Source organism: Nonomuraea marmarensis (assembly GCF_043197025.1).
GTDB lineage: Bacteria > Actinomycetota > Actinomycetes > Streptosporangiales > Streptosporangiaceae > Nonomuraea > Nonomuraea marmarensis.
In genome coordinates, this window is record NZ_JBICRM010000004.1 from 349,167 (window position 1) to 374,634 (window position 25,468).

25 protein-coding genes are annotated in these 25,468 nt (G+C 70.4%); 16 read left to right on the forward strand and 9 right to left on the reverse strand.

Annotated features, from left to right (window positions below):
* Nucleotide 1 precedes the first annotated feature (1 nt).
* Nucleotides 2-1,396, forward strand: coding sequence for a GH1 family beta-glucosidase (locus tag ACFLIM_RS09020; RefSeq protein WP_393163968.1), 1,395 nt, complete (start codon nt 2-4; stop codon nt 1,394-1,396).
* A gap of 1 nt (nt 1,397) precedes the next feature.
* Here the strand turns inward: ACFLIM_RS09020 and ACFLIM_RS09025 are convergent, their stop codons facing one another.
* From ACFLIM_RS09025 to ACFLIM_RS09045, 5 genes are all read right to left on the reverse strand, one after another.
* Nucleotides 1,398-2,234, reverse strand: coding sequence for an SAM-dependent methyltransferase (locus ACFLIM_RS09025; RefSeq protein WP_393163970.1), 837 nt, complete (start codon nt 2,232-2,234; stop codon nt 1,398-1,400).
* A gap of 10 nt (nt 2,235-2,244) precedes the next feature.
* On the reverse strand, nt 2,245-3,294 hold the full coding sequence (locus tag ACFLIM_RS09030) for a uroporphyrinogen decarboxylase family protein (protein ID WP_393163972.1): 1,050 nt from the start codon (nt 3,292-3,294) through the stop codon (nt 2,245-2,247).
* Nucleotides 3,295-3,365: 71 nt separating this feature from the next.
* Nucleotides 3,366-4,016: a nitroreductase family protein gene (locus tag ACFLIM_RS09035; protein ID WP_393163974.1), complete on the reverse strand. Its 651-nt coding sequence runs from the start codon at nt 4,014-4,016 to the stop codon at nt 3,366-3,368.
* Nucleotides 4,017-4,169: 153 nt separating this feature from the next.
* Nucleotides 4,170-5,267 carry a glycoside hydrolase family 53 protein gene (locus tag ACFLIM_RS09040; RefSeq protein WP_393163976.1) on the reverse strand — a complete coding sequence of 366 codons (1,098 nt, stop codon included), beginning with the start codon at nt 5,265-5,267 and terminating at the stop codon, nt 4,170-4,172.
* 10 nt (nt 5,268-5,277) lie between these two features.
* Nucleotides 5,278-7,299 carry a beta-galactosidase gene (locus ACFLIM_RS09045; protein WP_393163978.1) on the reverse strand — a complete coding sequence of 674 codons (2,022 nt, stop codon included), beginning with the start codon at nt 7,297-7,299 and terminating at the stop codon, nt 5,278-5,280.
* Between the two features lie 180 nt (nt 7,300-7,479).
* Between ACFLIM_RS09045 and ACFLIM_RS09050 the strand changes: the two genes are divergently transcribed.
* The 5 genes from ACFLIM_RS09050 to ACFLIM_RS09070 all read left to right on the forward strand — a co-directional run bounded on the left by ACFLIM_RS09050 (nt 7,480) and on the right by ACFLIM_RS09070 (nt 12,431).
* Nucleotides 7,480-8,793 carry an ABC transporter substrate-binding protein gene (locus tag ACFLIM_RS09050; protein WP_393163981.1) on the forward strand — a complete coding sequence of 438 codons (1,314 nt, stop codon included), beginning with the start codon at nt 7,480-7,482 and terminating at the stop codon, nt 8,791-8,793.
* On the forward strand, nt 8,790-9,662 hold the full coding sequence (locus ACFLIM_RS09055; RefSeq protein ID WP_393163983.1) for a carbohydrate ABC transporter permease: 873 nt from the start codon (nt 8,790-8,792) through the stop codon (nt 9,660-9,662). Before ACFLIM_RS09050 ends, ACFLIM_RS09055 begins: the two co-directional genes overlap by 4 nt.
* Nucleotides 9,662-10,507: a carbohydrate ABC transporter permease gene (locus ACFLIM_RS09060; RefSeq protein ID WP_393163985.1), complete on the forward strand. Its 846-nt coding sequence runs from the start codon at nt 9,662-9,664 to the stop codon at nt 10,505-10,507. The genes ACFLIM_RS09055 and ACFLIM_RS09060 overlap by 1 nt, the downstream gene beginning before the upstream one ends.
* On the forward strand, nt 10,504-11,499 hold the full coding sequence (locus ACFLIM_RS09065; protein WP_393163987.1) for a LacI family DNA-binding transcriptional regulator: 996 nt from the start codon (nt 10,504-10,506) through the stop codon (nt 11,497-11,499). Before ACFLIM_RS09060 ends, ACFLIM_RS09065 begins: the two co-directional genes overlap by 4 nt.
* A 101-nt stretch (nt 11,500-11,600) precedes the next feature.
* Nucleotides 11,601-12,431, forward strand: coding sequence for an SAM-dependent methyltransferase (locus ACFLIM_RS09070; RefSeq protein ID WP_393163988.1), 831 nt, complete (start codon nt 11,601-11,603; stop codon nt 12,429-12,431).
* Between the two features lie 73 nt (nt 12,432-12,504).
* On the opposite strand, the gene ACFLIM_RS09075 is transcribed toward ACFLIM_RS09070, so the two are convergent.
* On the reverse strand, nt 12,505-13,338 hold the full coding sequence (locus tag ACFLIM_RS09075) for an NAD-dependent protein deacetylase (RefSeq protein ID WP_393163989.1): 834 nt from the start codon (nt 13,336-13,338) through the stop codon (nt 12,505-12,507).
* A 420-nt stretch (nt 13,339-13,758) separates the two neighbouring features.
* Here ACFLIM_RS09075 and ACFLIM_RS09080 point away from each other — a divergent pair, with 420 nt between their 5' ends.
* The 6 genes from ACFLIM_RS09080 to ACFLIM_RS09105 all read left to right on the forward strand — a co-directional run bounded on the left by ACFLIM_RS09080 (nt 13,759) and on the right by ACFLIM_RS09105 (nt 17,236).
* The gene (locus ACFLIM_RS09080) at nt 13,759-14,388 is read left to right on the forward strand and encodes an HAD family hydrolase (protein WP_393163990.1); all 630 of its coding nucleotides are present in this window, start codon (nt 13,759-13,761) and stop codon (nt 14,386-14,388) included.
* 64 nt (nt 14,389-14,452) lie between these two features.
* Nucleotides 14,453-15,631, forward strand: coding sequence for a helix-turn-helix domain-containing protein (locus tag ACFLIM_RS09085; protein WP_393163991.1), 1,179 nt, complete (start codon nt 14,453-14,455; stop codon nt 15,629-15,631).
* A 303-nt stretch (nt 15,632-15,934) separates the two neighbouring features.
* The gene (locus ACFLIM_RS09090; protein ID WP_393163992.1) at nt 15,935-16,219 is read left to right on the forward strand and encodes a hypothetical protein; all 285 of its coding nucleotides are present in this window, start codon (nt 15,935-15,937) and stop codon (nt 16,217-16,219) included.
* A gap of 139 nt (nt 16,220-16,358) precedes the next feature.
* Nucleotides 16,359-16,601 carry a hypothetical protein gene (locus tag ACFLIM_RS09095; RefSeq protein WP_393163993.1) on the forward strand — a complete coding sequence of 81 codons (243 nt, stop codon included), beginning with the start codon at nt 16,359-16,361 and terminating at the stop codon, nt 16,599-16,601.
* Nucleotides 16,598-16,975, forward strand: a complete 378-nt coding sequence (locus ACFLIM_RS09100) for a hypothetical protein (protein ID WP_393163994.1) — start codon at nt 16,598-16,600, stop codon at nt 16,973-16,975. Before ACFLIM_RS09095 ends, ACFLIM_RS09100 begins: the two co-directional genes overlap by 4 nt.
* Nucleotides 16,976-16,978: 3 nt before the next feature.
* Nucleotides 16,979-17,236 (forward strand): hypothetical protein, encoded by a 258-nt coding sequence (locus ACFLIM_RS09105; RefSeq protein ID WP_393163995.1) that lies wholly within the window; start codon nt 16,979-16,981, stop codon nt 17,234-17,236.
* A 264-nt stretch (nt 17,237-17,500) separates the two neighbouring features.
* Here the strand turns inward: ACFLIM_RS09105 and ACFLIM_RS09110 are convergent, their stop codons facing one another.
* Both ACFLIM_RS09110 and ACFLIM_RS09115 read right to left on the reverse strand, forming a co-directional pair.
* Nucleotides 17,501-17,665 carry a GntR family transcriptional regulator gene (locus ACFLIM_RS09110; RefSeq protein WP_393164046.1) on the reverse strand — a complete coding sequence of 55 codons (165 nt, stop codon included), beginning with the start codon at nt 17,663-17,665 and terminating at the stop codon, nt 17,501-17,503.
* Between the two features lie 185 nt (nt 17,666-17,850).
* Nucleotides 17,851-19,143, reverse strand: a complete 1,293-nt coding sequence (locus ACFLIM_RS09115; protein WP_393163996.1) for a hypothetical protein — start codon at nt 19,141-19,143, stop codon at nt 17,851-17,853.
* Nucleotides 19,144-19,534: 391 nt separating this feature from the next.
* Between ACFLIM_RS09115 and ACFLIM_RS09120 the strand changes: the two genes are divergently transcribed.
* The 4 genes from ACFLIM_RS09120 to ACFLIM_RS09135 all read left to right on the forward strand — a co-directional run bounded on the left by ACFLIM_RS09120 (nt 19,535) and on the right by ACFLIM_RS09135 (nt 24,548).
* Nucleotides 19,535-20,674: a PP2C family protein-serine/threonine phosphatase gene (locus ACFLIM_RS09120; protein WP_393163997.1), complete on the forward strand. Its 1,140-nt coding sequence runs from the start codon at nt 19,535-19,537 to the stop codon at nt 20,672-20,674.
* 59 nt (nt 20,675-20,733) lie between these two features.
* The gene (locus ACFLIM_RS09125) at nt 20,734-21,897 is read left to right on the forward strand and encodes a pyridoxal phosphate-dependent aminotransferase (protein ID WP_393163998.1); all 1,164 of its coding nucleotides are present in this window, start codon (nt 20,734-20,736) and stop codon (nt 21,895-21,897) included.
* A 154-nt stretch (nt 21,898-22,051) separates the two neighbouring features.
* Nucleotides 22,052-22,174, forward strand: coding sequence for a hypothetical protein (locus ACFLIM_RS09130; RefSeq protein WP_393163999.1), 123 nt, complete (start codon nt 22,052-22,054; stop codon nt 22,172-22,174).
* Between the two features lie 70 nt (nt 22,175-22,244).
* Nucleotides 22,245-24,548, forward strand: a complete 2,304-nt coding sequence (locus ACFLIM_RS09135) for an ATP-binding cassette domain-containing protein (RefSeq protein WP_393164001.1) — start codon at nt 22,245-22,247, stop codon at nt 24,546-24,548.
* A 25-nt stretch (nt 24,549-24,573) separates the two neighbouring features.
* On the opposite strand, the gene ACFLIM_RS09140 is transcribed toward ACFLIM_RS09135, so the two are convergent.
* Nucleotides 24,574-25,458 (reverse strand): hypothetical protein, encoded by an 885-nt coding sequence (locus ACFLIM_RS09140; protein ID WP_393164003.1) that lies wholly within the window; start codon nt 25,456-25,458, stop codon nt 24,574-24,576.
* Between the last annotated feature and the right edge of the window lie 10 nt (nt 25,459-25,468).

Here is a 25,468-nt window from a genome sequence, read left to right on the forward strand (position 1 = left end):
CATGCCCGCCTTCCCCGAGAACTTCCTGTGGGGCACCGCCACAGCCGCCTACCAAGTGGAGGGCGCCTGGGATGAGGACGGCCGCGGCCCGTCGATCTGGGACACCTTCTCCCACACGCCGGGACTCGTGGCCAACGGCGACACCGGCGACGTGGCCTGCGACCACTACCACCGCCTGGAGGAGGACCTCGACCTCCTCGCCGGCCTGGGCGTCGGCGCGTACCGCTTCTCGATCTCCTGGCCGCGCGTGCAGCCCGGCGGTCGCGGCCCGATCAACCGGCCGGGGCTGGACTTCTACTCGCGGCTGGTGGACGGCCTGCGCACCCGCGGCATCGCCCCCGTCGCCACCCTCTACCACTGGGACCTGCCCCAGGAGCTGGAGGACGCGGGCGGCTGGCCGCACCGCGACACCGCGCTGCGCTTCGCCGAGTACGCACGCCTCATGGGCGAGGCGCTCGGCGACCGCGTGGACACCTGGACCACCCTGAACGAGCCGTGGTGCTCGGCCTACCTCGGCTACGCCTCCGGCGTGCACGCCCCGGCCAGGACCGAGCCCGCCGCCGCCCTCGCCGCCGTGCACCACCTCAACCTCGGCCACGGCCTGGCCGTACAGGCGCTGCGCTCGGTCGTGGCCCCGGGCGCGAGCATGTCGGTCACGCTCAACCTGCACCACGTGCGCGGCGTGGCCGAGCGGGACGCAGACGCGGTGCGGCGCGCGGACGCGCTGGCCAACCGGGCCTTCCTCGGCCCGATGCTGGAAGGCGCCTACCCGCGCGACCTGATCGACGACACCGCGTCGGTGACCGACTGGTCGTTCGTGCGCGACGGCGACGAGGCTGCGGCCGGCCAGCCGCTGGACGTGCTCGGGGTCAACTACTACAACCCCACGCTGGTGCGCCTGTGGGACGGGGCCGACGTGCGGGAGAACGCCGACGGGCACCAGGACGGGGCCGCCTCGCCGTGGATCGCGTGCGAGGACATCGACTTCGTCCGCCAGCCGGGCCCGTACACCGAGATGGGCTGGAACATCGACGAGACCGGCCTGACGGAGCTGCTGCTGCGGCTGCACCGCGACTATCCGGACACGCCCACCATGATCACGGAGAACGGCGCCGCCTTCGCCGACGTCGTGGACCCCGACGGGCGCGTCCGGGACGAGCGGCGCGTCGACTACCTGCGCCGCCACCTCACGGCCGTGGCCGAGGCGATCGCGGCCGGAGCGGACGTGCGCGGGTATTTCGTGTGGTCGCTGATGGACAACTTCGAGTGGGCGCACGGGTACGCCAAGCGGTTCGGCATCGTGCGCGTGGACCGGGACACGATGGAACGCACCTGGAAGGACAGCGCCCACTGGTATCGCGACGTGGTCGCCTCCGGCAAGCTGCCGGAGGCCTGAGTCACGACTTGCGGGCCACGCCGCCCACGAAGGTGTGGTACGTGATGCCCGGCGTCGCGTGGTCGTCGGGGCCCGGCCGCCACTCGGGGAGCGGCACCAGGCCGGGCTCCAGGAGTTCGAGGCCGTCGAAGTAGGTGAGGATCTCGTCGCGGGTGCGCCACCGGCCGGTGCCGAGGTGCTCGTTGAAGATCTTCTCGGCCGAGTACGCCTGCTTCGACACCTCGGGGTGGGCCTCACCGGGGTTGTGGAAGTGCGAGATCACCACGTGACTGCCCGGGGCCAGCGACCGGATGAGGTCGGCGGCGACGGCGGCCGGGCCCTCGTCGTCGGTGAGGTGGTGCAGGATCGCGAACATCAGCAGCCCGACCGGCTCGTCGAAGTCGATGAGGCCGCGCGTCTTCGGGTCGCCGAGGATCTTGTCCGGCTCGCGGATGTCGGCCTCGACGATCGTGGTGCTGTCGTCCACGGCTAACAGGGCGCGGCCGTGGACCAGCACGATCGGGTCGTGGTCGACGTAGACGACCCTCGATCCCGGGGCGACGGACTGGGCGATCTCGTGCACATTGCCCTGCGTCGGCAGCCCCGAGCCGATGTCGAGGAACTGCCGGATGCCCGCCTCGGCGGCCAGGTAACGGACCGTGCGCCGCAGGAACTCCCGGTTGGCCTGGGCCGCCTCGGGCGCGTCCGGCGCGATCTTCAGCGCCATCCCGGCCACCTGGCGGTCCACCTCGTAGTTGTCCTTGCCGCCGAGCATGTAGTCGTAGACGCGGGAGACACTGGGCTTGCCGGTGTCGATCCCGTGTGGCGCGTTTTCCTCGGGCACTTCCGCTCCTCGCATCGGATGATCCTTAGTTGGTCATGGTAGGGCCGAATTCGCCGCGCAGCAGGCGGGCCGCACCCGCCATGGCCCGCATCTTGCCCTCGGCGGACTCCCGCGGCAGATACTTCATCCCGCAGTCGGTGGCGATGACGATCCGATCGGGCGGAATCCGGTCGAACGCCCTGCGCACCCGCTCGGCCACCAGCTCGACCGGCTCCACGTCCGGCGTGGACAGGTCGATCACCCCGAGGATGACCGTCTTGTCCTTGAGATCGGACAACACGCCCAGGTCGAGCCCGGACTGCGCGGTCTCGATCGATACCTGCTCGACCGGGCACCCGGCCAGCTCCGGCAGGAACGAGTACGCCTCCGGGCGCTCGTGGATGATCGCCGCGTAGCCGAAGCAGATGTGCACCGCCGTCGTGCCGACGACGCCGTCGAGGGCGGCGTTCAGCGCGGCGAGCCCGTAGGCGCGCGCGGGCTCGGGCCTGGCCTGCATGTACGGCTCGTCGATCTGCACGATGTCGGCCCCGGCCGCGAACAGGTCGCGGATCTCGGCGTTGACCGCCGCCGCGTAGTCCATCGCGGCCGCCTCGGCGTCGGGATAGTGGTCGTTCTGGGCCTGCTGGCTCATCGTGAACGGCCCCGGCACCGTCATCTTGATCAGATGGTCCGTGTGCTCTCGCAGGAACCGCAGGTCACCGACCTCGATCGGGCGCGGGCGGCGGATCGGGCCGGTGATGCGCGGGACCGGGTTCGGGTGGCCGCTGCGGTCGAGCGCCGTACCGGGATTGTCGAGGTCTATGCCGTCCAGGGCGGTGGCGAAGTGGTTGGAGTAGCTCTCGCGGCGGATCTCCCCGTCGGTGATGATGTCCAGCCCGGCTCGTTCCTGGGCCCTGATCGCCAGCTCGGTGGCGTCGTCCTGGGCCTGGGCGAGCCGTTCGGGCGGGATGCGCCACAACTCCCTGGCCCGCACGCGCGGCGGGAACCGGCCGGCGAGCCTGGCGCGGTCGATCAGCCAGTCGGGCTGGGCGTAGCTGCCGACCAGCGACGTCGGCAGCAGCGGCAAGGACTTCACGGGCACTCCTTCGGTAGATCCTCACTCCACTGTGCGCCTACCGGCGATCGACGTGAAGCACTTCTGTGCGCCTACCAGCGATCAACGTGCAGCACTTCGTCCAGCGGCTGCCGCGACGCGGGCTTGAACGTGTCGCCCGTGTAGTAGGCGGTCGGGAGGAGCACACCTTGCCGCACCTCGTCCGGGATGCCGAGCAGCTCGGCGATCTCGCTCTCGTACGCCAGGTGCAACGTGGTCCAGGCCGTGCCGAGCCCACGGGCGCGGGCGGCGAGCATGTAACTCCAGGCGGCGGGCAACAACGACCCCCACAACCCGGCCTGGTTCCCCTCCGGCAACCCGCCGCCGGGCAACGTGATGCACCCGATGACCAGCACCGGCACGTCCCCCATGTGCTCGCCCAGGTAGGCGGAGCTGTCGGAGACGCGCCGCTGCGCGGCCGCCCGGGCGGGGTCGTCCTGGTACAACGATCCTGCCGAGGCCCCGGAGGCGTAGTAGGCCCGAAACGACCGTCCGTAGTAGCCTCCGATCGCCGCGCGCAGCTCGGGGTCGGTCACCACGATCCAGTGCCACTGCTGCCGGTTGCCGCCGGTGGGCGCCTGGGTGGCGATCTCCAGGCACTCCCGGACCAGGTCCATGGGGACGGGACGGGCGAGATCGAGCCGCTTGCGGACGCTGCGGGTGGTGGTGAGCAGTTCGTCGGGCGCCAGCGCTTTGATCGTCATACGCCCATCATGTCAACCTTCGCCCGTGATCCGCAGCGCCCACTCGACCTCGGTGGGGGCCTGGACCCGCGCCGTCAGGGTCTTGTTCCGCTCCGCATCCATCCGGTTCAGGGTCGGGCTGATCGTGTCCGCCAGGCAGGTGAGAGTCAGTTCTCAGAGGTGGCCGAGAACGGACATCGCGGGCAGTGCCCGGTCGGCGTAGTCGAACAGGGCCTGGTTCTCCCAGCCGTTGCCGGACGACGGGTCGGCCGGGTCCCAGCCGTTGCCCTTGACGCCCGTCCACGTGGCCTCCCAGGTGAACAGGCCGAGGCCCAGGCCGTTCGGAACCTGGCGGACGATGTCGGCCACCTTGGCCAGCAGCGCGGACTGACCCTGCGGGGTCGCCTGGTAGCCGGGGTACGGCTCCGCCGCCACGATGATGTTCGCCCAGCCGTCGTCGTCCGCCGTCGTGAACGGGTACGCCGTCTCCACCACGACCACCGGCTTGCCGTACCTGGTGGCGACGTCGTTGATGTTGGCCTGGAACGCCTCCAGGGTCCCGTGCCAGTACGGGTAGTACGACAGCCCGATCACGTCGTACCGGATGCCCTGAGAGGCGGCGTTGTCGAACCACCACCGGTACAGCCCGTTGTCGCCGCCGTTCGCCAGGTGCAGCACGACCTTGGTCGCGCCCGACACCCTCTTGACCGCGTCGTACCCGGCGCCCAGCAGCCGGGCCGTGTTCGCCCAGTTCGCGTTGGAGCCGTCCGGCCAGAGCAGGCCGCCGTTGATCTCGTTGCCCACCTGGACCATGTCGGCCGTGGTGCCCTGGCGGCGCAGGGCGTCGAGCACGTCGTACGTGTGGTCGTACACGGCCTGCCTGAGCTGCTCGAACGTGAGCGACTCCCACGCGGCGGGCTTGACCTGCTTGCCCGGGTCGGCCCACGAGTCGGAGTAGTGGAAGTCCACCAGCAGCTTCATGCCCTGCGCCTTGGCCCGTTTGGCGATCGCGAGCACCTGGGTCTTGGTGTTGTAGCCGTCGGCCGGGTTCACCCAGACCTTGAGCCTGAGGTAGTTGAGGCCCGCCTGCGACAGGATGCGCAGCGCGTCCCCTCTGCGCCCCCGGGTGTCGCGGTAGACGCCGCCGAGCGCCTCCGACTTGGCGAGGCTGGAGACGTCCGCGCCCCTGATCTGGAGGCGGGCCTGGGCGTGCGCCGGTTGCGCGATGGCGAGAGCGGCGAGTAACAGCAGGGCGGTCAGGATGCGTTTCATCGGGGTCTCCCTACGGTTGGGGGGCTTCCGCGACGACCGTGACCGCGCCGGGCTCGACGGTGACCGGCCCGTCGTGGCGTACGCCGTCGAACACGCTCACGCCGGTCACCCCCTCGACCGTCACCGGCTCGTCGCCGTGGTTGATCAGGAAGACGTGGCCGCCCCTGCGCACGAGTTCGAGGGTGTCGGGGAGGCCGCGCGGGCGGGACACGTTCGCGTGGTCGAGCACCTGGACGAGGAGGTCGCGCAGACCCGTGACGGGGGCCGTGGCCAGGTACCAGGCGGTGCCCGCGCCCAGGTCGTGGCGGGTGAAGGCGGGGTGGCCCGCGTCGGGGCCCGAGGCGAAGTCCCGCACGGCCACCGCCCCCGCCGGCCGGACCCGCTCCGACCAGATCCGCGCCGCGTCCAGGTCATCGGGTCCGGCCGCCGGGGCAGCGTTCAGGCCGCCGCTCAACCTGACGGTCTCGTGCTCGCGCAGCGGGTGGAACTCCTCGATCGACAGGCCGAGCAGCTCGCGCAGCGCGCCCGGGTGGGCGCCCGTGTGGATGGTGTCGTGCTGGTCCACGATGCCGGAGAAGTACGACACGAGCAGGTTGCCGCCGGCTTCCACGTACCGGTGGAGGTTCTTGGCGGACGCCTCGGTCAGCAGGTACGAACTGGGCGCCACCACCACCCGATATCCCGAAATATCGGCGGAAGGGTGGACGAAGTCCACCGTGACGTGCTCCCGCCACAACGCCTCGTAGAAGGCGTTCATCCGTTCCCTGAACGTCAGGTCCACCGACGGCCGCCAGTCCAGTTCCAGCGCCCAGTACGACTCCCAGTCCCACACGAGCGCCACCTCGGCCCGCACCCGGCTCCCCCGCAGCCCGCCGAGCCCGCGCAGGTCGGCGCCCAGCTCCACCACCTCGCGCCACTGCCGCGAGTCGGTCCCCGCGTGCGGCACCAGCCCGGAGTGGAACTTCTCCGCCCCGAACCGCGACGCCCTGAACTGGAAGAACAGCACGCTGTCCGAGCCGCGGGCGACGTGCGCGAGGCTGTTGCGGCGCATCTCGCCGGGCCGCTTGGCGACGTTGCGCGGCTGCCAGTTGACCGCCCCGGCCGAGTGCTCCATCAGCATCCACGGCGCGCCCCCGGCCACCGAGCGGGCGAGGTCGGCGGACATGGCCAGGTCGATGTGGTTGTCCGGCTGCTCGGCCTTCAGGTAGTGGTCGTTGGCGATCACGTCCACCTCCCGGGCCCACTGCCACAGGTCGGTGGACTTGCAGTTGACGGTTCCGGCGAAGTTCGTGGTCACGGGGATGCCCGGGGTGAGCTCGCGCAAGATGTCGCGCTGCAGGGCGTAGTGCTCGCGGTGCTGGCCGTCGCTGAAGCGGGCGTAGTCGAGCCGCTGGGCCGGGTTGACGACCGTGTGGTTGGCGCGGGGGGCGTCGATCTCGGACCAGTCGGTGTAGGTCTGGCCCCAGAAGGTGGCGCCCCAGGCGTCGTTCAATGCCGAAATATCGCGATATTTCAGTCGAAGCCACTCCCGCCACGCCGCCACGCTGTGCTCGCAGTAGCACTCGCCGAGCGGCGCCCCGTACTCGTTGTGCACGTGCCACATGACCACGGCGGGATGGCCGCGGTAGTGCTCGCCCAGCGCCCGCACCAGCCGCGCGGTCGCCGCGCGGAAGGCCGGGGCGCTGGAGCAGGCGCTCTGCCTGCCGCCGAACCCGATCCGCGTCCCCTCCCTGGTCACCGGCAGCACGTCGGGGTGCCGGGCGACGAACCAGGCGGGCGGGGCCGCGGTCGGCGTGGCCAGATCGACCGCGACGCCCGCCGCGTGCAGCCGGTCGACGATCTCGTCCAGCCAGCCGAACGCGTAGCGCCCCTCCGCGGGCTCCATCAGCGCCCACGAGAACAGTCCCAGGCTGACCAGGTTCACCCCGGCCTCGCGCATCAGGGCCACGTCCTCCTCCAGGACCTCGCGTGGCCACTGCTCTGGGTTGTAGTCCCCGCCAAAGGCGATACCGGCAGGACGCTCCGGATACATCCATCCCCCTTGAGAAGCTTCTGTGAACGTGCACAGTAATCCTCACCGCGACACGAAGGGAACAGCCATCCCCAAATTCGCCACTACAGCAGGAGGTTAACGAGAACGTAACGACCTCTTGACGGCCGTTTCCGGGCTGTTCCACTCTGTGCACGTTCACAGAACCTTCTGGAGGTACGCATGCGCGCCAACCGCCTTGGAGTCGCCCTGGCCGTCGTGCTCACGGCAACCCTCGCGAGCTGCGGGTCCGGCGAGCCCGCCGAGAGCCCCGAGGCGGCGCAGAGCCCCACGGCCGCTCAGGGGCCGGTCAAGCTCACGTACTGGACCTGGGCCCCGAACATGGACAAGATCGTCGCGGTCTGGAACCAGGCCCACCCGGACATCCAGGTCACCGTCAGCAAGCAGGCCGGCGGCGACGACGCGGCCGCCAAGTTCCTCACCGCGGCCAAGGCGGGCAACCCTCCCGACCTGGTACAGGCCGAGTACCAGCACCTTCCCTCGTTCATCGCGGCCGACGCGGTGGCCGGCCTCAAGGCCGAGACCGCCGCGATCAAGGGCGAGTTCGCCGCGGGCCTGTGGGGCCTGGTCACGCTCGGCACCGCGGAGGTGTACGCGATCCCGCAGGACAGCGGCCCGATGATGCTCTTCTACCGCAAGGACCTGCTCGACGAGTACGGCATCGAGGTCCCGAAGACCTGGCAGGAGTACGGCGAGGCGGCCCGCGCGGTTCGCAAGAAGGACCCGAAGGCGTACCTTGGCACGTTCTCCAGCAAAGATCCGGGAGCGTTCACAGGGCTCGCTCAGCAGGCCGGGGCGCAGTGGTGGTCGATCAGCGGCGAGTCGTGGAAGGTCAACATCGCCGACGAGCCCACCAAGAAGGTCGCCGACTACTGGGGCGCGCTGGTCAAGGAGGGCGCCATCGATGACATGCCGTACTTCACCCCCGAGTGGAACAAGGCGCTCAACGACGGCAAACTGCTGACCTGGCCGTCCGCGGTGTGGGCGCCCGGCGTGTTGTCGAGCAACGCGCCCAAGGCCAAGGGCAAGTGGGCGGTCGCCCCGCTCCCCCAGTGGAACGCGGGCGAGAGCTACAGCGGCTTCTGGGGCGGATCGTCCACGGCCGTGTCGGCGAAGTCGCCCAACAAGGCGGCCGCCGCGCAGTTCGCCACCTGGCTCAACACCGACCCCGCGGCCATCGACCTGCTGGTCAAGGAGGCCGCGATCTACCCGGCCGCCACCAAGGCCCAGTCGGCGCTCGGCCAGGCGCCCGACTACTTCTCCAACCAGCCCGACTTCTGGCAGCAGGCCGCCGCCGTGTCCGCGGGGGCACGCGGCTTCACCTTCGGCCCGAACGTCGGCGTGACCTACAACGCCTTCAAGGACGCCTTCGACAAGGCGCTGCAGAACAAGACGCCGTTCTCCGACGCCGTACAGACCATGCAGGACGCCACGGTCGCCGACATGCGCAAGTCCGGCTTCCAGATCGCCTCATGAGACGATCGGCGCCCTACCTGTTCCTGACGCCCGCCATCGTGTTGTTCACGCTCTTCCTGGCGGTGCCCATCGGCTACACCGTCTACCTGGCGATGCTCCGTACCAAGGTGTCGGGGCTCGGCCTGGGCAAGGGCGCGCGGCGCGAGGTGTTCGTCGGGTTCGACAACTTCGCCGCCGCCCTGTCCGACAGCGAGCTGTGGAACGGGTGGCTGCGCGTCCTCGGCTACGGCGCGCTGGTGCTGGTCGTGATGCTGGGCCTGGCACTGCTGTTCGCGCTGCTGCTGGACTCGGCGCGGGTCCGGCTCGCCAGGTTCTCGCGGATCGCGATCTTCCTGCCGTACGCGGTGCCGGGGGTGGCGGCCACCCTGCTGTGGGGCTTCCTCTACCTGCCCTCACTCAGCCCGATCAGGGACGTCCTGGACATCGACTTCCTGGGCGCGACCACCGTCACGTTCTCCATGGCGAACGTGGCGGTGTGGGGCGGGGTCGGCTTCAACATGCTGGTGCTCTACACGACACTGCGCGCGATCCCCCGCGACCTGTACGAGGCCGCCCGCCTCGACGGCGCCTCCGAGCTGCAGATCGCCGTCCGCGTCAAGATCCCGATCCTGACCCCGGCGATCATCCTGACCACCGTGTTCTCCATCATCGCGACCATCCAGGTGTTCACCGAGCCCACCACGCTCCGGCCGCTGACGAACACGATCAGCTCCACCTGGAGCCCGCTGATGAAGGTCTACCGGGACGCGTTCGTCACCGGCGACCTGTACTCCGCCGCCGCCACCTCGATCGTCATCGCGGCGATCTCGCTCGTCCTGTCGTTCGGATTCCTGCGCGTGGTCCGCGACCGCGCCTTCGGGGAGGGCTGATGGCCGCGCTCACCGCACGCAAGCCGTGGGGGGTGGCGCCGACCGGGTTGCTGCTGCTCGGCGCGATCTACTGCCTGTTCCCCGTGTGCTGGGTGCTGATCGCGGCCACCAAATCGCCCGGCGAGTTGTTCAGCACCTCGACGCTCTCCTTCGGCACCGGCTTCTTCGACAACGTGGCGGAGCTGTTCGCCTACCGCGACGGCGTGTTCTGGTTGTGGGCGGCCAACACCCTGCTCTACGCGGGCGGCGGCGCGCTGCTGTCCACCGCCGTCTCGGCGATCTCCGGGTACGCCCTGGCCAAATACCGTTTCCCCGGCCGGAACCTGATCTTCAACCTGCTCATCGGCGGCATCCTCGTGCCCGCCGTGGTGCTGGCGATCCCGCAGTACCTGCTGTTCTCCAAGATCGGCCTGGCCGACAGCCACTGGGCCGTGTTGCTGCCGCAGATCCTGCACCCGTACAGCATCTACCTGGCCCGCATCTACGCCGCCGCGGCCATCCCCGACTCCCTGCTGGAGGCGGGCCGGATCGACGGGGCGAGCGAGTGGCGCCTGATGTCGAGGGTCGCGCTGCCGCTGATGGTGCCTGGCATGGTGACGATCTTCCTGTTCCAGTTCGTGGCCATCTGGAACAACTTCCTGCTGCCGTTCATCATGCTCGGGGACGACGGCAAGTTCCCCCTCACGGTCGGCCTCTACACCCTCCTGGCCGCAGGGGCGAACCAGCCCTCGCTCTACAACCTGATCCTCACGGGCGCGCTGCTGTCGATCGTGCCCTTGATCGCGCTCTTCCTCACGATGCAGCGATACTGGAAGACCGACCTGTCCTCCGGAGCTGTCAAATGAAGCGCCCTACGATCCATGACGTCGCCGCCGCCGCGGGAGTGTCCCGCGGCACGGTGTCCCGGCTGCTCAACGGGGACAAATACGTGAGCCCGGCGGCGCGCGTGGCCATCGAGCGGGCGATCTCCGAGACCGGCTACGTCGTCAACCGGGCCGCCCGCAGCCTGGTCACGCAGCGCACCGGAACCGTCGCGATGGTGATGTCCGAGCCGCACGCCAAGTTCTTCGAGGACCCCAACTACAGCACGCTCACCCGGGTCGCCGTGCGCAAGCTGGCCGAGCGGGACATGTCGCTGGTCATGATGCTGGCCGGCGACGAGGGCGACCGCGAGCGGGTGGTGCGTTACGTGCGCGGCGGCCACGCCGACGGCGTGCTGCTGGTCTCCACCCACGCGGGAGACCCGCTGGTCGACGCCCTGGCCGCCGGGCCGCCCGCCGTCTCCTGCGGCGCCGTCATCGGCCGCGAGACCGTCATCCCGTACGCGGCCACCGACGAACGCCTCGGCGCGCGGCAGATGACCGAATACCTGGTCGGCCAGGGCCGCAGGCGCATCGCCATGATCACCGGGCCGATGGACACGCCGGGCGGCATCCAGCGGCTGGAGGGCTTCGCCGACGTGCTCGGGCGCAAGGCGTCCAGGAAGCTGATCGCGCACGGCGACTGGACGCAGGCCAGCGGCGAGCGGGCGATGACGGAGCTGTTGGAGCGTTCTCCTGACATCGACGCCGTCTTCGTCGCCTCGGACCTGATGGCGGCCGGCGCGCTGGCGGCGCTGCGGGCGGCCGGGCGGAGCGTGCCGGGCGACGTGGCGGTGGGCGGGTTCGACGACTCGTCGGTGGCCGTCTCGACGCACCCGCCGCTGACCACGATCCGCCAGCCGCTGGCGGAGGTGGCGCAGGAGACCGTACGCCTGCTGCTGGCCCTCATCGACGGCGCCGAGCACGTCGAATCGGTGATACTGCCCACCGAACTGGTCATCCGCGAATCCGCCTAAACGGATTGACAGTTGCCAATTACTCAAAGTCCGAAAATTTGGTCATCCTCGGCAGTACGATCATGTGAATCGCCTCCCTGACGTACCCGAAGGAGCCGCCCGTGACCCACCACGAGCGGGAGCGCGCACCCCAGGGGATCGACACCAGCAAGCCCAGCGTCTCCCGCGTCTACGACTACATGCTCGGCGGCAAGGACAACTACGAGGTCGACCGCCAGATGGCCCGCAAGGCGCTGGAGGTCGCCCCGGACGCGCCGGAGGCGGCGCAGGCGAACAGGGAGTTCCTCGCCCGCGTGGTCCGCTTCCTCGCGGCCGAGGCCGGCATCCGCCAGTTCCTGGACATCGGCTCGGGGCTGCCGACGCAGGGCAACGTGCACGAGATCGCCCAGTCCGTCGCCCCGGGCACCCGGGTCGTCTACGTCGACCACGACCCGATCGTGCTGGTCCACGGCCGCGCCCTGCTCGCCGTGGACGACAGCACCACGATCGTGGCCGCCGACCTCACGGACCCGGACACGATCATCGACGACCCGGAGGTCAGGCGGCTCATCGACTTCGGGGAGCCGGTGGGGTTGCTGATGTTCGCGATCCTGCACCACCTGCCGGACAGGGACGATCCGGCCGGGATCGCCGCCCGGATGATGGAGCGGCTGCCGCCGGGCAGCTACCTCGCGGTCTCCCACTTCCACAACCCGGGCCCTGAGCGTCCGGAGGTGTCGAAGCAGGCGTACGCGGCCGAGAAGATCTTCAACGAGACCCTCGGCACCGGGCGCTGGCGCACCCGCAAGCAGATCCTCGCCTACTTCGACGGCCTGGACCTGCTGGAACCCGGCCTCGTGCCGCTGCCCGAGTGGCGCCCCGACGCCGACGACAAGGCCGAGCCCGGCATCACGTATCACACCTTCGTCGGCGCCGTCGCCCGCAAGCCCTGACGTTCGCCCCTGGCCGTGCGGTAGGACGCTCTATTGCCCTGACGGAACCCGCTGAGAAAACGTGACGAGCGCTTTACCCGGCCCCGAGCCGTGCGGTCAGGTCGGTCAGCGTCGGGCCGAGCGGGGCGTCCACGGTGAGCACCGCGTCGGCGTCGCCGCCGGTCGGCCCCTGGTTGACGATGGCGATCGGAAGGCCGAGCGCGGCGGCCCTGCTGACGAACCGCAGCCCCGACTTGATCATCAGCGAGGACCCGAGCACCAGCAGCGCCCGCGCCCCCACCACGACGTCGAAGCACTCCTCGACGCGGTGTCGCGGCACGTTCTCGCCGAAGAACACCACGTCGGGCTTGAGCAGCCCGCCGCAGCCCGTGCAGTCGACCACCCGGAACCCGGCCACCTGCTCGTCGGTGAGCACGGCGTCGCCGTCCGGGTTGATCAGGCCGCTGGCCTCCCAGCCCAGGTTGGCCGCCCGCAGCCGCCGCTCCAGCTCGGCGCGGGGGGTGCGCTCCCGGCACGACAGGCACATGACCCGGTCGAGCCCGCCGTGCAGCTCGATCACCCGCCGTGCCCCGGCCGCCTGGTGCAGGCCGTCGACGTTCTGGGTGACGATGCCGGCCAGCAGCCCGCGCCGCTCCAGCTCGGCCACGGCCCGGTGGCCGGCGTTGGGCCTGGCCAGGCCGATCTGCCGCCAGCCGACGTGGCTGCGCGCCCAGTACCGCCGCCGCGCCTCGGCGCTGCCGACGAACTTCTGGTACGTCATCGGCTCCGCGCTCCTGGCCCGCCCGGTCGGCCCCCGGTAGTCGGGGATGCCCGACTCCGTCGAGATCCCGGCCCCGCTAAGCACCGCCACATCGCCCCGCTCCACCAGCTCGGCCAGAGCGGACATTCCTCGTGTCACGCCATCCATGGTGCCTGATCTAGTCGCCTGCCCGTTCCTCGGCCTCGGCGATCAGCTCGGCGCTCCACAACCGCCGCACCTCGACCACATCACCGGGATCCTCGGCGTCCGCAAGCAGTCCATGCACGAGCTGATGCGCAAGGGGATGGCCCCTTGCTCGCCGAGCAGCGGCAGCGTCTCGGCGTCGTCAACCTGCGGGAGCGGCGGCGTCAGCGCCTGGAGGCCGCAGGCGTCCCGGACCGGCGGGCGTCCTGACAGAAAGTGGCACAGTCGTACCATTGCCCACGATTTGCACGCGAGTTACCGTCGTTCCTCGGCCGCATCACCGCATGCGCCGCACGGTCAGGCATCCGGCCCCGTCCCAGGGCGTCGCTCTGACTGTGCGGCCCCTGGCGGTATGCACGCCCCGCCTGCCCGTAGGCTCGGCTGGTGTTGACCTTCGCCTTCGACATCGGAGAGACCATCGTCCGCGACGACCGCTACTGGACCTCGTGGGCCGACTGGCTCGACATCCCCCGCCACACCCTCTCCGCTCTCGTAGGCGCCGTCGTCGCCCAAGGACGGGACAACGCCGACGCCCTCCGCCTGCTCCGCCCCGGCATCGACATCGACGCCGAGTACGCCGCACGCGAAGCCGCCGGTAGCGGCGAGCGCATCGACGAAAGTGACCTTTACTTCGACGTCCGCCCGGCGCTGATCGCCTTGCGCGCGGCCGACCACCGCCTCCTGATCGCCGGAAACCAGACGGCACGCGCCGCCGAGCTGCTGCGCGCGCTCGAGCTCCCCGTCGACGGGATCGCCACATCCGGCGAGTGGGGCGTCGCCAAACCGGACCCGGCCTTCTTCGCCCGGCTGATCGAGCTCGCCGGGGCGCCGCCGGACCGGATCGTGTACGTGGGCGACCACCCGGCCAACGACGTCACGCCGGCCAAGGCTGCGGGCCTGCGAGCCGCACACATACGCCGCGGCCCGTGGGGGCACCTCTGGGCCGACGACCCAATCACCGCCGCGGCCGACTGGCGGATCACCGCACTGACCGAGCTGGCGACCATCACGTAACCCTGGGCAGAGCTGTCACGGGGCGGCTACAGTCCGAGGTGAACGCCTCGCTCTGGAGCCCCCAATGCCTTCAGCCCCCTATGGCGGGATCGGCCGGCGCATCGCCTATCACCGAAGCGTCGCCCGCCTGACGCAGCAGCAGTTGGCCGACGCCGCGATGATCCACATCGGTACGCTGCGCAAGATCGAGCAGGGGAAGCGCGGTGCGGGCGACGGCATATTGGAGGCGATCGCGGCTGCGCTGGGCATCGACCCGTCCATGCTGCTGGACGATCGGGTGCAGGCCAGCTCCCGCATCCGGTCGGCGATCCCCGACCTGTCGGCTGCGATCGCCGCCTATGATCTGCCCCATGACGGGCCGGTACGTCCCCTGCCGGAGCTGCGCGCCGCGGTTGCGGAGGCGGTCGCGTGGCGGCTCGCCTCCCAGTACGTGCGGATCGTCGGCCGCGTTCCCGGTCTGCTCGGCGAGCTGTTTCGCGCCATGCACACCGCGCCCGAGCGCGACCCCGACGTGGCCGCGCTCGTCGTGTCCGCCCTGCGAAGCGCGGACGCCGTCGCCTACAAGGTCGGTGCCTACGACCTGTCCGCCCGGCTCATCGAGCTGATGCGCTGGGCCGCCCCCCAGGCCGACGATCACATCCTGGACAGCACCGTCGCCTACGTCCGCACGGAGACGTTCTTCGCGGCCGATGCTCACGATCACGGCCTGCGCACGCTGGAGATAGCCGTGGACGCCGCCGCACCAACCGGCGAGCTGCCCACGATCGCCGCACGGGGCGCCCTGCACATGCGCGCCGCCGTGATCGCGGGCCGCGCGGGCGACGTCGACGCTGCCGACACTCATCTCGCCGAGGCGCGGCGTCTCGGCGACCAGGTGCCCGAGGCCAGCTACGCGGGGACGGCGTTCGGGCCGTCGTCCGTGCGCATCCACGAAGTGTCCGTCGCCGTCAGCCTCGGCAGCGAGTACGTCCACCGCGCCCTGGAAGTCGCCCGCGCATGGGCGCCCCCACCCGACCTTCCTGCCGAACGCCGGTCCGGCTTCTACATCGAGCTCGCCCGCGCTCAACTGTGGGCGGGCCTGCCCGATGACGCGTTCGAGTCGCTGAAGGTGGCGCGGAAGAACGCGCCGCAACACACCCGCGACCATCGGTGGGTGCGCGAGGATGCCGCGACGCTGCGCAGACTGAAGCGCGCCGACGCCGAGAGCCTCACCAGCTTCGCCGAGTGGTGCCACGCCACGTGATACACGGTGACCCGCACTGGGTCACTTCCGCCCGCGCCGGAGTTCCACTATCTCCCCATGGCGAATCCGGCAGCACCGATCCCCGCACAGGACACGGTCAGCATCGCGCGCCTGCACGGCCTGGCGTGCATCGACTGCGGTGCCGTGACCAAGCGCCTCCAGCCTGCTGGACGCGTGACACACCGAGGCCGTGTCTGGCCGATCGTCGCCTGCTCGATCCACATCGCCAGGTATAAGCCGCCCCTGGGCCGGGCGACGTCACCGTCGGCCCAGGGACTTGATCAGGAAACGAGGCTCTGACCCATGAGTGACCATAGCCTCCCGCCCGCCGCACTCGGGGCTCTCGACCCCTTCTACTCCTGGACCGCCGGCGACAATCTCGGCTGCGGGGCGGGTGGCGTGACCGATGAACCCGGGCGAGCGTGGGCCCGGCTCAATGAGGCTCTCGACGCGCTCGCGCCGGGTGCGAGCGGCTTCGTCGAATCGGTGCGCCTGGACCGGATCGCCCGCCAGCCGTCTTACGTCCACGGCGCCGTCCTCCTTCGCCGTCGTCGCCGCGGCGACATCGAGCTCGCGGGGGGCGAGTGAGATGCGCGCGGAGGCCGTGTGAACCTGCAAGCAGGCCCTGGAGTACACCTTCGACGAGCAGTTCCAGCAGCTGCGTCGGCCCCTGCGATGGCTGCGGCGGGACCGCGGCGTCGGCTACCAGCTGACGGAGCTGTCCTGGGTGTCCGCAATCCAGCAGAACAGCTACGGCTACCAGATGGCGTGCGTGACGCGGCTCCTGCTGCAGGGCGCGGCGCTGACCGGCGTGCTGGCCGCAGCCGGGCTTCCCGACGTCGAGACGCTCCGCAAGCTGTGGGATCCGTGGGCGCAGGCGCAGGCGGCGTTGTTCGTGGAGGGCCTGGCCGCACTGCCGCCGCAGGAGTGCGCCAAGGTCGCCCGCATGCTGACGGAGGCGACGCCATGAACGATGGGGAGCTGACCGACGCGCAGTTGGATGTGGTGCTGGCCAGGGCGCAGGCGGATCTGCTCTCCCAGGTGGAGCGCCACATCGACCGCGAGGCGTTGCTCGCCCAGATCCTGCGGACGCCGTACGCGCTTCCTGACATCCGCTGGGAGAAGAAGCCAGGCGCGCCCCCGCGCTACCTGTACGGCCGGGTCGGAGTCATCTGGGCCTTCACGATCAACAGCAGCGGCCGGGGTCCCATCCTGCACCCGAAGCTGCCCGGCCCGCTCGGGGAGCGCGGCCACGAGGGGCCGTTCGTGACGATGCAGGCCGCCCAGGCGCGTGCGCGGGAGATCCTCGCCGAGTTCATCGCCCAGCTCATCGAAGAGGGATAGTCCATGCAGCTCGCCACCGAGACGCCGCACCAGCGGGACGCCCGCGAGCTGAGGGTGCTGCGCCTCGTCTTCCGCGGCTATGACGTCTTCCGGGACGGCATCGACTGGTGCGCGCGGCTGCGGCGGCCGGTCACCGTGCGCATGCGCGCCGCCGGGGTCGTCAAGGTCGTCCGCCGGGTGAGCGCCGCGGCGCTCGACGAGACGCTGACAGAGCAGTCGGTGCTGATCATCCTCGACCGAAGGAACGACCGGCCCGATTGAGCGTCCCGGCCCGCCGCCTGCGAGATGGTGGCGGGCCGGGCGGCGGCCCCGCGCCAGCGCCAATCTGCACGGCGTTCCAGCCGCGTGCGGGGCCACCCCCAGGTAGGCCACGTCCGAACAGGAGACCCTTGATGGACCTCATCATCCTCGTCTACGGAGATCCGTGGAGTCCCGAACCGCACCCGACCGACACGCGCCGAGCAGGAGGATGGATGGACACGGCGACCGCAGCGATCACCGGACTCGTGATGACATGGCGCCGGATCAGTCCGGCGAGCCGGGATGGACGACGTAGACGCCCGTGCCGCTGACCGTCTCCACCAGGCCCTCCTCCCTGAGGAGCCGTACGGCCTGCTGCAGCGTGTCCCGGGCGAGGCCGAACTCCTGCTCCATCTCCGTGAGGGAGGGGATGCGGCGGCCGGGCGGGATCTCACCGGACGGAAGAGCTAGGTGCTGGAATCCCCGTGTCGAACGGTCTCAACAAGCGTCATGCCCTTTGCATAGGAGGAATCTCTGAGCTGAGGGAACATGAACGCTTCCCGCATTCGGGGCCTCCTAGGTCGATGGGCTGCTGCCGGGAGTACAGCAGGCAGGCCCGCCACCCGGCAACCGATTTACCGCGAACCGGCCGCCCAGCGGACGAGGCAGACCACCTCGGCACACGGATCCCACACGGGTGCGGGCATGTCGCCGGCGACGGAACAGGCGGCGAGCCGGCCCGGCGGGAGCCAGGGAAGTCGTTCGCGCCATTCCCGGATCATGCGAGTGACCTCATAGGCGCGCATGGTCTCCGGCGCGTCGAATTCGATCCACCGGACCAGGTCGTTGCCCGCATCGGGAGGGAAGCGCAGGCTCGGCCCGGCCCACCGCGAGCGGATCCCCATCCGGTACGGCCGCAGCCCCGCCAGGCGGACCCCACCGGCGCCGTCGGCCAGCAGCTCCACCGACTCCTGGACCACCCCCGCGGCCATCCCCGGCGCGCCCACCACCAGCTCGCTCGTCACCGGCACGCCGGACGGGATGGCGGCCAGCAACCGCCGCAGGTCGACGGTCAGGCCGTTCAGGCCGGTCACGGCGGCCAGGAAGTCGATCCGCGTCACGATGATCGTCAGCCCGCGGCACCGGGCCAGCGCCTCCGCGGGGAACGCGGCCACCCGCGCCGCGTCCAGCCACCCGGCCCACGGCCCGCTCGGCGGCGGCAGTCGCGTCCCCGTCACCCAGCGCACCCGCTCGACCGGATCGGTGTCCCGTACATACCACAGGCCCCGGATCACCCGCTCGGGCGACCAGTCCCGCCATCTGACCCCGGCCAGCTCGGGCACCCGCCGCAACGCGGCGGCGTGCCGCCGCACGAGCCGCCCGCACAACGTCACCAGCTCCGCCCCCAACGCCCGCACCAGCGCGAACGCGGCCGGAAGTTGCTGGTCGGCGTCCACCACCACGAACGCCCGCCGCCCGCCGGCCACCTCCCGCGCCAGCTCGACCTCCGGGCGGAACAGCTCGCACCGCCCGGCCGCGCCGGCCACGTCCCTGCTGCTCTGCGTGCTGCCCTCGGCCAGCTCCAGGCCGTCGATGGTGAGCCGGACGGCGGGATCCTCCGCCAGCCGCAGCGCCGTGCCCGCCGCTCTCAGATGAGCGTCGTCGAACGCCTTGCGCTCCAGGATCGCCGCCGCCGCCCGCCCGGCCAGCGCGGGCAGCGGCCCGGCGGGCGGCAGTTCGGCGGCGGCGCGCAGGCGGGAGGGGTCGGCGACGCGTTCGACGAGATGCTCGTTGAGGTCGAGCACCACGGCCCCGGCAGGCGCCACGACCTCGGTGGTGAAGTCGGTGAGCGGCGGAACGACGAGCAGCTCCATCAGCCCGCCGCTCCCGGCCACGGTCGGCAACAGGCTCCCGTCGCGCTCGTTCACACGCCCGCCTTTCCCTTTCTTGACGCAAATTTTATCCGCACACCTCAACTCAGATGCTTACAAGATCATTCTTCTCTGTCAATGTTTTCATGGATGAGATTTAAATGAGAGGTCAGCAACACCAGCAAACCCCGCCATAAGGGGCAACTCTGTGTAGTCGCCCTCGTATCGTGGCTGTACAGCGGCCTAGAGACCAAAGACCGCCAAGTGGCAGAACGCAAATTGCCGCCGGGAATTTCACGACGGCAAAATAACGAGGACGGCTTTCTCGAGGCCGTTCCGATAATCGCGTCCATTGTTTTCCCGGGCAAGGTGGGGTCAAGGGGGCGCGGCCAGTCACATGGCAGAAGAAACGGACTGGTAGAAGGAGGCAAGGGGGTGAAGGGGATTGATGACGGATGACGAGCGGCAGCGCGAGCTGCCGTCTCTCTCGATGCCGGTGTTCGTCCTGGGCCTCGGCGTCATCACCGTGGTCGTGGTCGCGCTCGACCTGCTCACGGGCACGGCCTACCGGTTGTTCCCGCTGCTGATCTTCCTGCCGGCCATCGTCTCGGGACTGGGCACGGTGCGCCAGACCGCCGTCGCGTCCGTGTGGGTGGTCCTCGTGGTGGCCGGGACCATCTCCTACCTGGGCGGGGAGCCGACCGACATCCTGCTGCCGACCGGGTTCACGGCGATGTTCGGGGTGTTCAGCGTGATCGGGTGCCGCTATCGCGTGGGGCGCGAGGAGGAGGTGCACCGGCTGCGCTCGGCGGCGGCCGCCCTGCAGCGGCAGATCGTGCGCCCGCTCCCCCTCCACACCGCGAACGTGATCGTCGACGGCCTCTACCAGCCGGTCGAGGAGGACGCCATGGTGGGCGGCGACATGTACGAGGTCGCCCCCTCACCATACGGGACCAGGGTGTTGATCACGGACGTGCAGGGCAAGGGGCTGCCGGCCATCGGGACCGCGCTGGCCGTGCTGGGGGCGTTCAGGGAGGCCGCGTACCGGGAGCAGACGATCGACGGCCTGGTGGCCGCGCTGGAGAACGCCGTGGTCAGGCAGAACGCGTTCGCCTCGCTCACCGGGGAGCCCGAGCGCATGGTCACCGCCCTCGTGCTCGACATCGGCGACGACCTGGAGATCGAGGCGGTCGACTGCGGGCACATCGCCCCCTACGTCATCCACGGCGGCGACGCCTGGCAGGTGGGCCTCGGCGACCCGGCCGTGCCCCTCGGCCTGGCCGCGCTGTCGCCGCAGCCGCGCCGGGGGACGCGGTTCGTCTTCCCGCCGGGCGCGACGCTGCTGCTGTGCACCGACGGCGTCACCGAGGCGCGCAACCCGGCCGGCGCGTTCTACCCGCTGGAGGAGCGCCTTCGCGTCTGGGCCGCGAACCCGCCCGCCAGGCTCGCCGAGACGCTGGGCGCCGACCTGCGCGCCTTCACCAGGGCCGCCCCACGCGACGACATCGCCGTCCTCACCTTGCGCCGGGCCGAGCGGCTGCGCAGGGCGGAGCCGGTCAGCACGTCCCGCTCTCGTACAACATCATGAACCGCTCGCTCCGTCGGCGCGTACCTTCACACATCGGACACGTGGTTCATGGAGGTGTCGTGGAGCTCAGCCTCTTGCGTGCACAGGCGCACAGCCCGTCGTACTTCTCACTGATGCGCAGCTCCTCGGGAGAGCGCGCCCCGGTGGACTTCTGCATCCCCTGCAACCCGTACTTCCCGACCCCTGAGATCTTCGACCACCTCGGGAGGAACCTGGAGACGATACTCAAGTTCTATCCGAGCGACGCGGGCACCATCACCGAGGAGCTCTGCTCGACCCTCGGGCTGCACCCCAAGACGGTCGCCATGGGCAACGGCTCGACCGAGCTGATCACCTGGATCGATCACCTGCTGGTGCGCGAGAGCCTGGCGGTGCCGATCCCCACCTTCGGCCGCTGGACCGACCAGCCGCTGGAGACGGGCAAGCGGGTGGACATGTACCCGCTGCTGGAGAGCCGCAACTTCACCCTCGACGTGAACGACTACGTCTCGTTCATCCGCATGCGCGGCTCGCGGGTGGCGGTGATCTGCAACCCCAACAACCCCGACGGCGGCTACCTGCCCAAGCACGAGGTGCTGCGCCTGCTCGACGAGCTCATCGACCTGGACCTGGTGATCGTGGACGAGTCGTTCGGCGAGTTCGTGGACGCGGAGCCGTACCCGGGGGTGGCGGCGGAGGCGGCGGTGCGGCCGAACGTGATCGTGCTGCGCAGCCTGGGCAAGAATTTCGGGCTGCACGGCATCCGGTTCGGCTACCTGGTCGCCAACCCGGCACTGGCCGGTCGTGTCCGCGACGCGCTGCCCAAGTGGAACCTGAACTCGTTCGCCGAGGTCGTGGTGTTCATGATGCGGCAGTTCATGGCCGAGTACCAGGACAGCCTCAGGCGGCTGGGCAACGACAGGCGGGCCATGTTCCAGCAGCTCAGCACCATGCCGGGGCTGTCGGTGTTCGCCTCGCAGGGCAACTTCCTGCTGGTCAAGCTGCCGCCGGGGCACGACGGGGTGCCGCTGCGCGACCACCTGCTCACCGAACACGGCGTGTACGTCCGCGAGTGCGGCAACAAGCTGGGCACCACCAGCCAGTTCCTGCGCCTGGTCGTACGCCCTCAGGAGGACGTGCGCCGGCTGCTGATCGGCATGACGCAGTTCCTGTACTCGGGCAGCCTGCACGAGATCCCCGTCGTCGGCGTCCACCACCGGCACGTCAACCCGCTGATCGCCTGACCCCCGCCGCCGGGCGGGCGAAGGCCGGCGCGGGCTCGGCGCGATCACGCTGGACGCCGTCGCCGCCGCCGCGCAGTGCTCGCTGCCGAGCCTGCACGCGATCTTCGAGGGGCGCGACGGCCTGCTCACGGCCGTCTTCGACAGGTACGGCCCGGTGCCCGACCTGGAGGCGCTGGCCGAAGGTCCGCCCGGCGACGTCGAGGACACCGGCCTCCCCTCCGTGGAGGAGGCCGGCGAGATCTTCGCCGCCGCCTTCCTGCGCGCGATGGCGCCCTGACGGACCTTCGCGATGGGCTAGGATGTCCCGGCTATCCCCTTACAGCATAAATAGTCGATGGAAGGGTTCCGTGGTCTCCAGCCACCAGGCAAGCACCGTCCGGCATCATGATCACACCGCCGCCGACAGCCACGACCTCATCCAGGTCCGTGGCGCCAGGGAGAACAACCTCAAAGGCGTCTCCCTCGACCTCCCCAAGCGGCGCCTCACCGTCTTCACCGGAGTGTCCGGCTCCGGCAAGTCATCGCTCGTCTTCGACACCATCGCCGCCGAGTCCCGGCGGCTGATCGACGAGACGTACACGGCGTTCATCCAGGGGTTCATGCCGAGCCTCTCCCGCCCCGACGTCGACGCGCTGCACAACCTGAGCGCGGCGATCATCGTCGACCAGGAGCGGATGGGCGCCAACGCGCGCTCCACCGTGGGCACCGCCACCGACGCCCACACCATGCTGCGGATCATCTTCAGCCGGATCGGCGAGCCCCACGTCGGCTCCGCGTCCGCCTTCAGCTTCAACATGGCCGAGGGCATGTGCCCCCAGTGCGAGGGGCTGGGCAAGGCATCCGACATCGACGTGGACGAGCTGGTCGACAGGGACCTGTCGCTGAACGAGGGCGCGATCAAGGCCCCCGGGTATGCGGTGGACTCCTGGCCCTGGCAGGTCGTCGCCGGCTCCGGCCTGTTCGACCCGGCCGCCAAGCTCAGGGACTTCACCCCCGAGCAGTGGGAGGACCTGCTCCACAAGCCCGCCACCAAGCTCAAATACGGCTCGAACAACTTCACCTACGAAGGGCTCGTCACCCGGGTCAGGCGGACCTACCTGGGCAAGGACCGCGAGTCGATGCAGCCCGCGGCCAGGGCGTTCGCGGACAGAGCCGTGAGGCTCGCCGTCTGCCCGTCGTGCGGCGGCTCCCGGCTCAACGAGGCCGCCCGATCCTCCCTGATCGGCGGCAGGAACATCGCCGAGTGCTCGGCGATGCAGATCAACGACCTGACCGACGTCGTGCGCGGCATCGGCAACCTGGCGGTCGGCCCGGTGCTGGAGGGGCTGCGCTCGACGCTGGACTCGCTGGTCGAGATCGGCCTCGGCTATCTCAGCCTCGACCGCGAGTCCTCCACCCTGTCGGGCGGCGAGGCGCAGCGGGTCAAGATGGTACGCCACCTCAACTCCAGCCTGACCGACGTCACGTACGTCTTCGACGAGCCCACGGCCGGCCTGCACCCGCACGACATCCAGCGCATGAACAACCTGCTGCTCCAGCTCCGCGACAAGGGCAACACGGTGCTGGTCGTCGAGCACAAGCCGGAGACGATCGGCATCGCCGACCACGTGGTCGACCTCGGCCCCGGCGCGGGCACGGCGGGCGGCCGGATCTGCTACGACGGCGACCTGGCCGGGCTGCGCGCCTCGGACACACTGACCGGCCGCTACCTCGACCACCGGGTACGCCTGCGCGAGGACGTTCGCAAGCCGGCCGGGCGCCTCCCGATCACCGGCGCCACGCTGCACAACCTCAAGGACGTGAGCGTGGACATCCCGCTCGGCGTGCTCACCGTGGTCACCGGCGTGGCGGGGTCGGGCAAGAGCTCGCTGATCCACGGTTACCTGGCAGGCCGGGACGGCGTCGTGGTGGCGGACCAGTCGCCGATCCGCGGCTCGCGCAGGAGCAACCCGGCCACGTACACCGGCGTGCTCGACCCCATCCGCACGGCGTTCGCCCGGGCCAACGGCGTCAAGCCCGGCCTGTTCAGCGCCAACTCCGAGGGCGCGTGCCCGGCCTGCAAGGGCATCGGCCTGATCTACACCGACCTGGCCATGATGGCCGAGGTGGCGTCGGTGTGCGAGGAGTGCGAGGGCAGGCGGTTCACGCCGGAGGTGCTGACGTACCGGCTGCGCGGCAGGAACATCAGCGAGGTCCTGGCCATGCCGGTGGCCGAGGCCCGCGAGTTCTTCACCACCGGCCAGGCCCGGACGATCCTCGACCGCCTCGCCGCGGTCGGCCTCGGCTACCTGGGCCTGGGCCAGCCGCTCACGACGTTGTCCGGCGGCGAGCGGCAGCGGCTCAAGCTGGCCATCCACATGGCCAAGAACGGCACCACGTACGTCCTGGACGAGCCCACCACCGGCCTGCACCTGGCGGACGTGGACCAGCTCCTGGCTCTGCTGGACCGCCTGGTCGAGGACGGCAACACGGTCATCGTGATCGAGCACCATCAGGCCGTCATGGCGCACGCCGACTGGATCGTCGACCTGGGTCCCGGAGCCGGTCACGACGGGGGCCAGGTGGTGTTCGCCGGCACTCCGGCCGAGCTGGTCGGCACCGGCACCTCGCTCACCGCGATCCACCTGCGCGACTACGTGACCCGCCAGTAGCGGGGCGACCCCGCCTGGCCGGGCTTCAAACGGCCAGGCGGGCCAGCACTCTGGCGAACTCCGGCGGCGGCGCCACCACGAGCCTGGTCTGCCCGCTCTGCAGGACGATGTCGGCCTTGATGAGCGTCAGCCGCCCCTCGTGCCACCAGTACACCTGGGAGCTGAGCCCGCCCGTGCGCACCGCGTGCACCCGCAGCCGCTCGATCGCGCGTACCACGCCGATCCCGTCCACCGGATGCAGCAGCAGCGTGTACGGATCGGGCAGCACCACCAGCACCCCGTCGGAGGGCACGGGCAGGTAGTCGCCCAGCCACCGCAGATGCGTGGCCGAAGAAGGGGACATGCCGGTCAGCCGCGTCACCGGCGTGCCCGACAGCTCGATGCCCTCCACCCCCAGCCGTTCCTCCCGCCGGACGTTGGCGACCGCCAGGTCCAGCGCCTGTGCCGTGGGCACCGGCCAGCACCCGGCCTCCTCGGGCCGCACTGCGCGGGAGCCGACGGTGAGCAGCTCCACCAGGTCGGCGTTGAGGTGGCGGCCGACCACGCGGGTCAGGTCGGCGACTTCGTCCACGGCCTCGACGCGGGTCCGCAACAGCGGCCCGGCCTGCTCCAGGTCGCACACGTCCAGCCGCTCACCGGCGGTGGCGACGGCGTGTGCGAGGTGCTCGGAGACCAGCATCGGCCAGTCCTCCCTGGCCCTGCGCCCCGCCTCGCGCCGCAGCCCCGTGAGCCTGACGACCAGCTCCGCGCCATCCCCGTCCGCCGCGGCGGAGTCGCTCAGCAGCACGTAGGAGCCATCGCGGGCGAACTCGAAGGCGTATCCGCGGGTCTCGGCGACGAGGGCGAGCAGCGAATCGAGATCGACGTCTTCGACTGGCCGGCGCGAGGGCTCGCGATCACGCCTGAACATCACGCGTTGT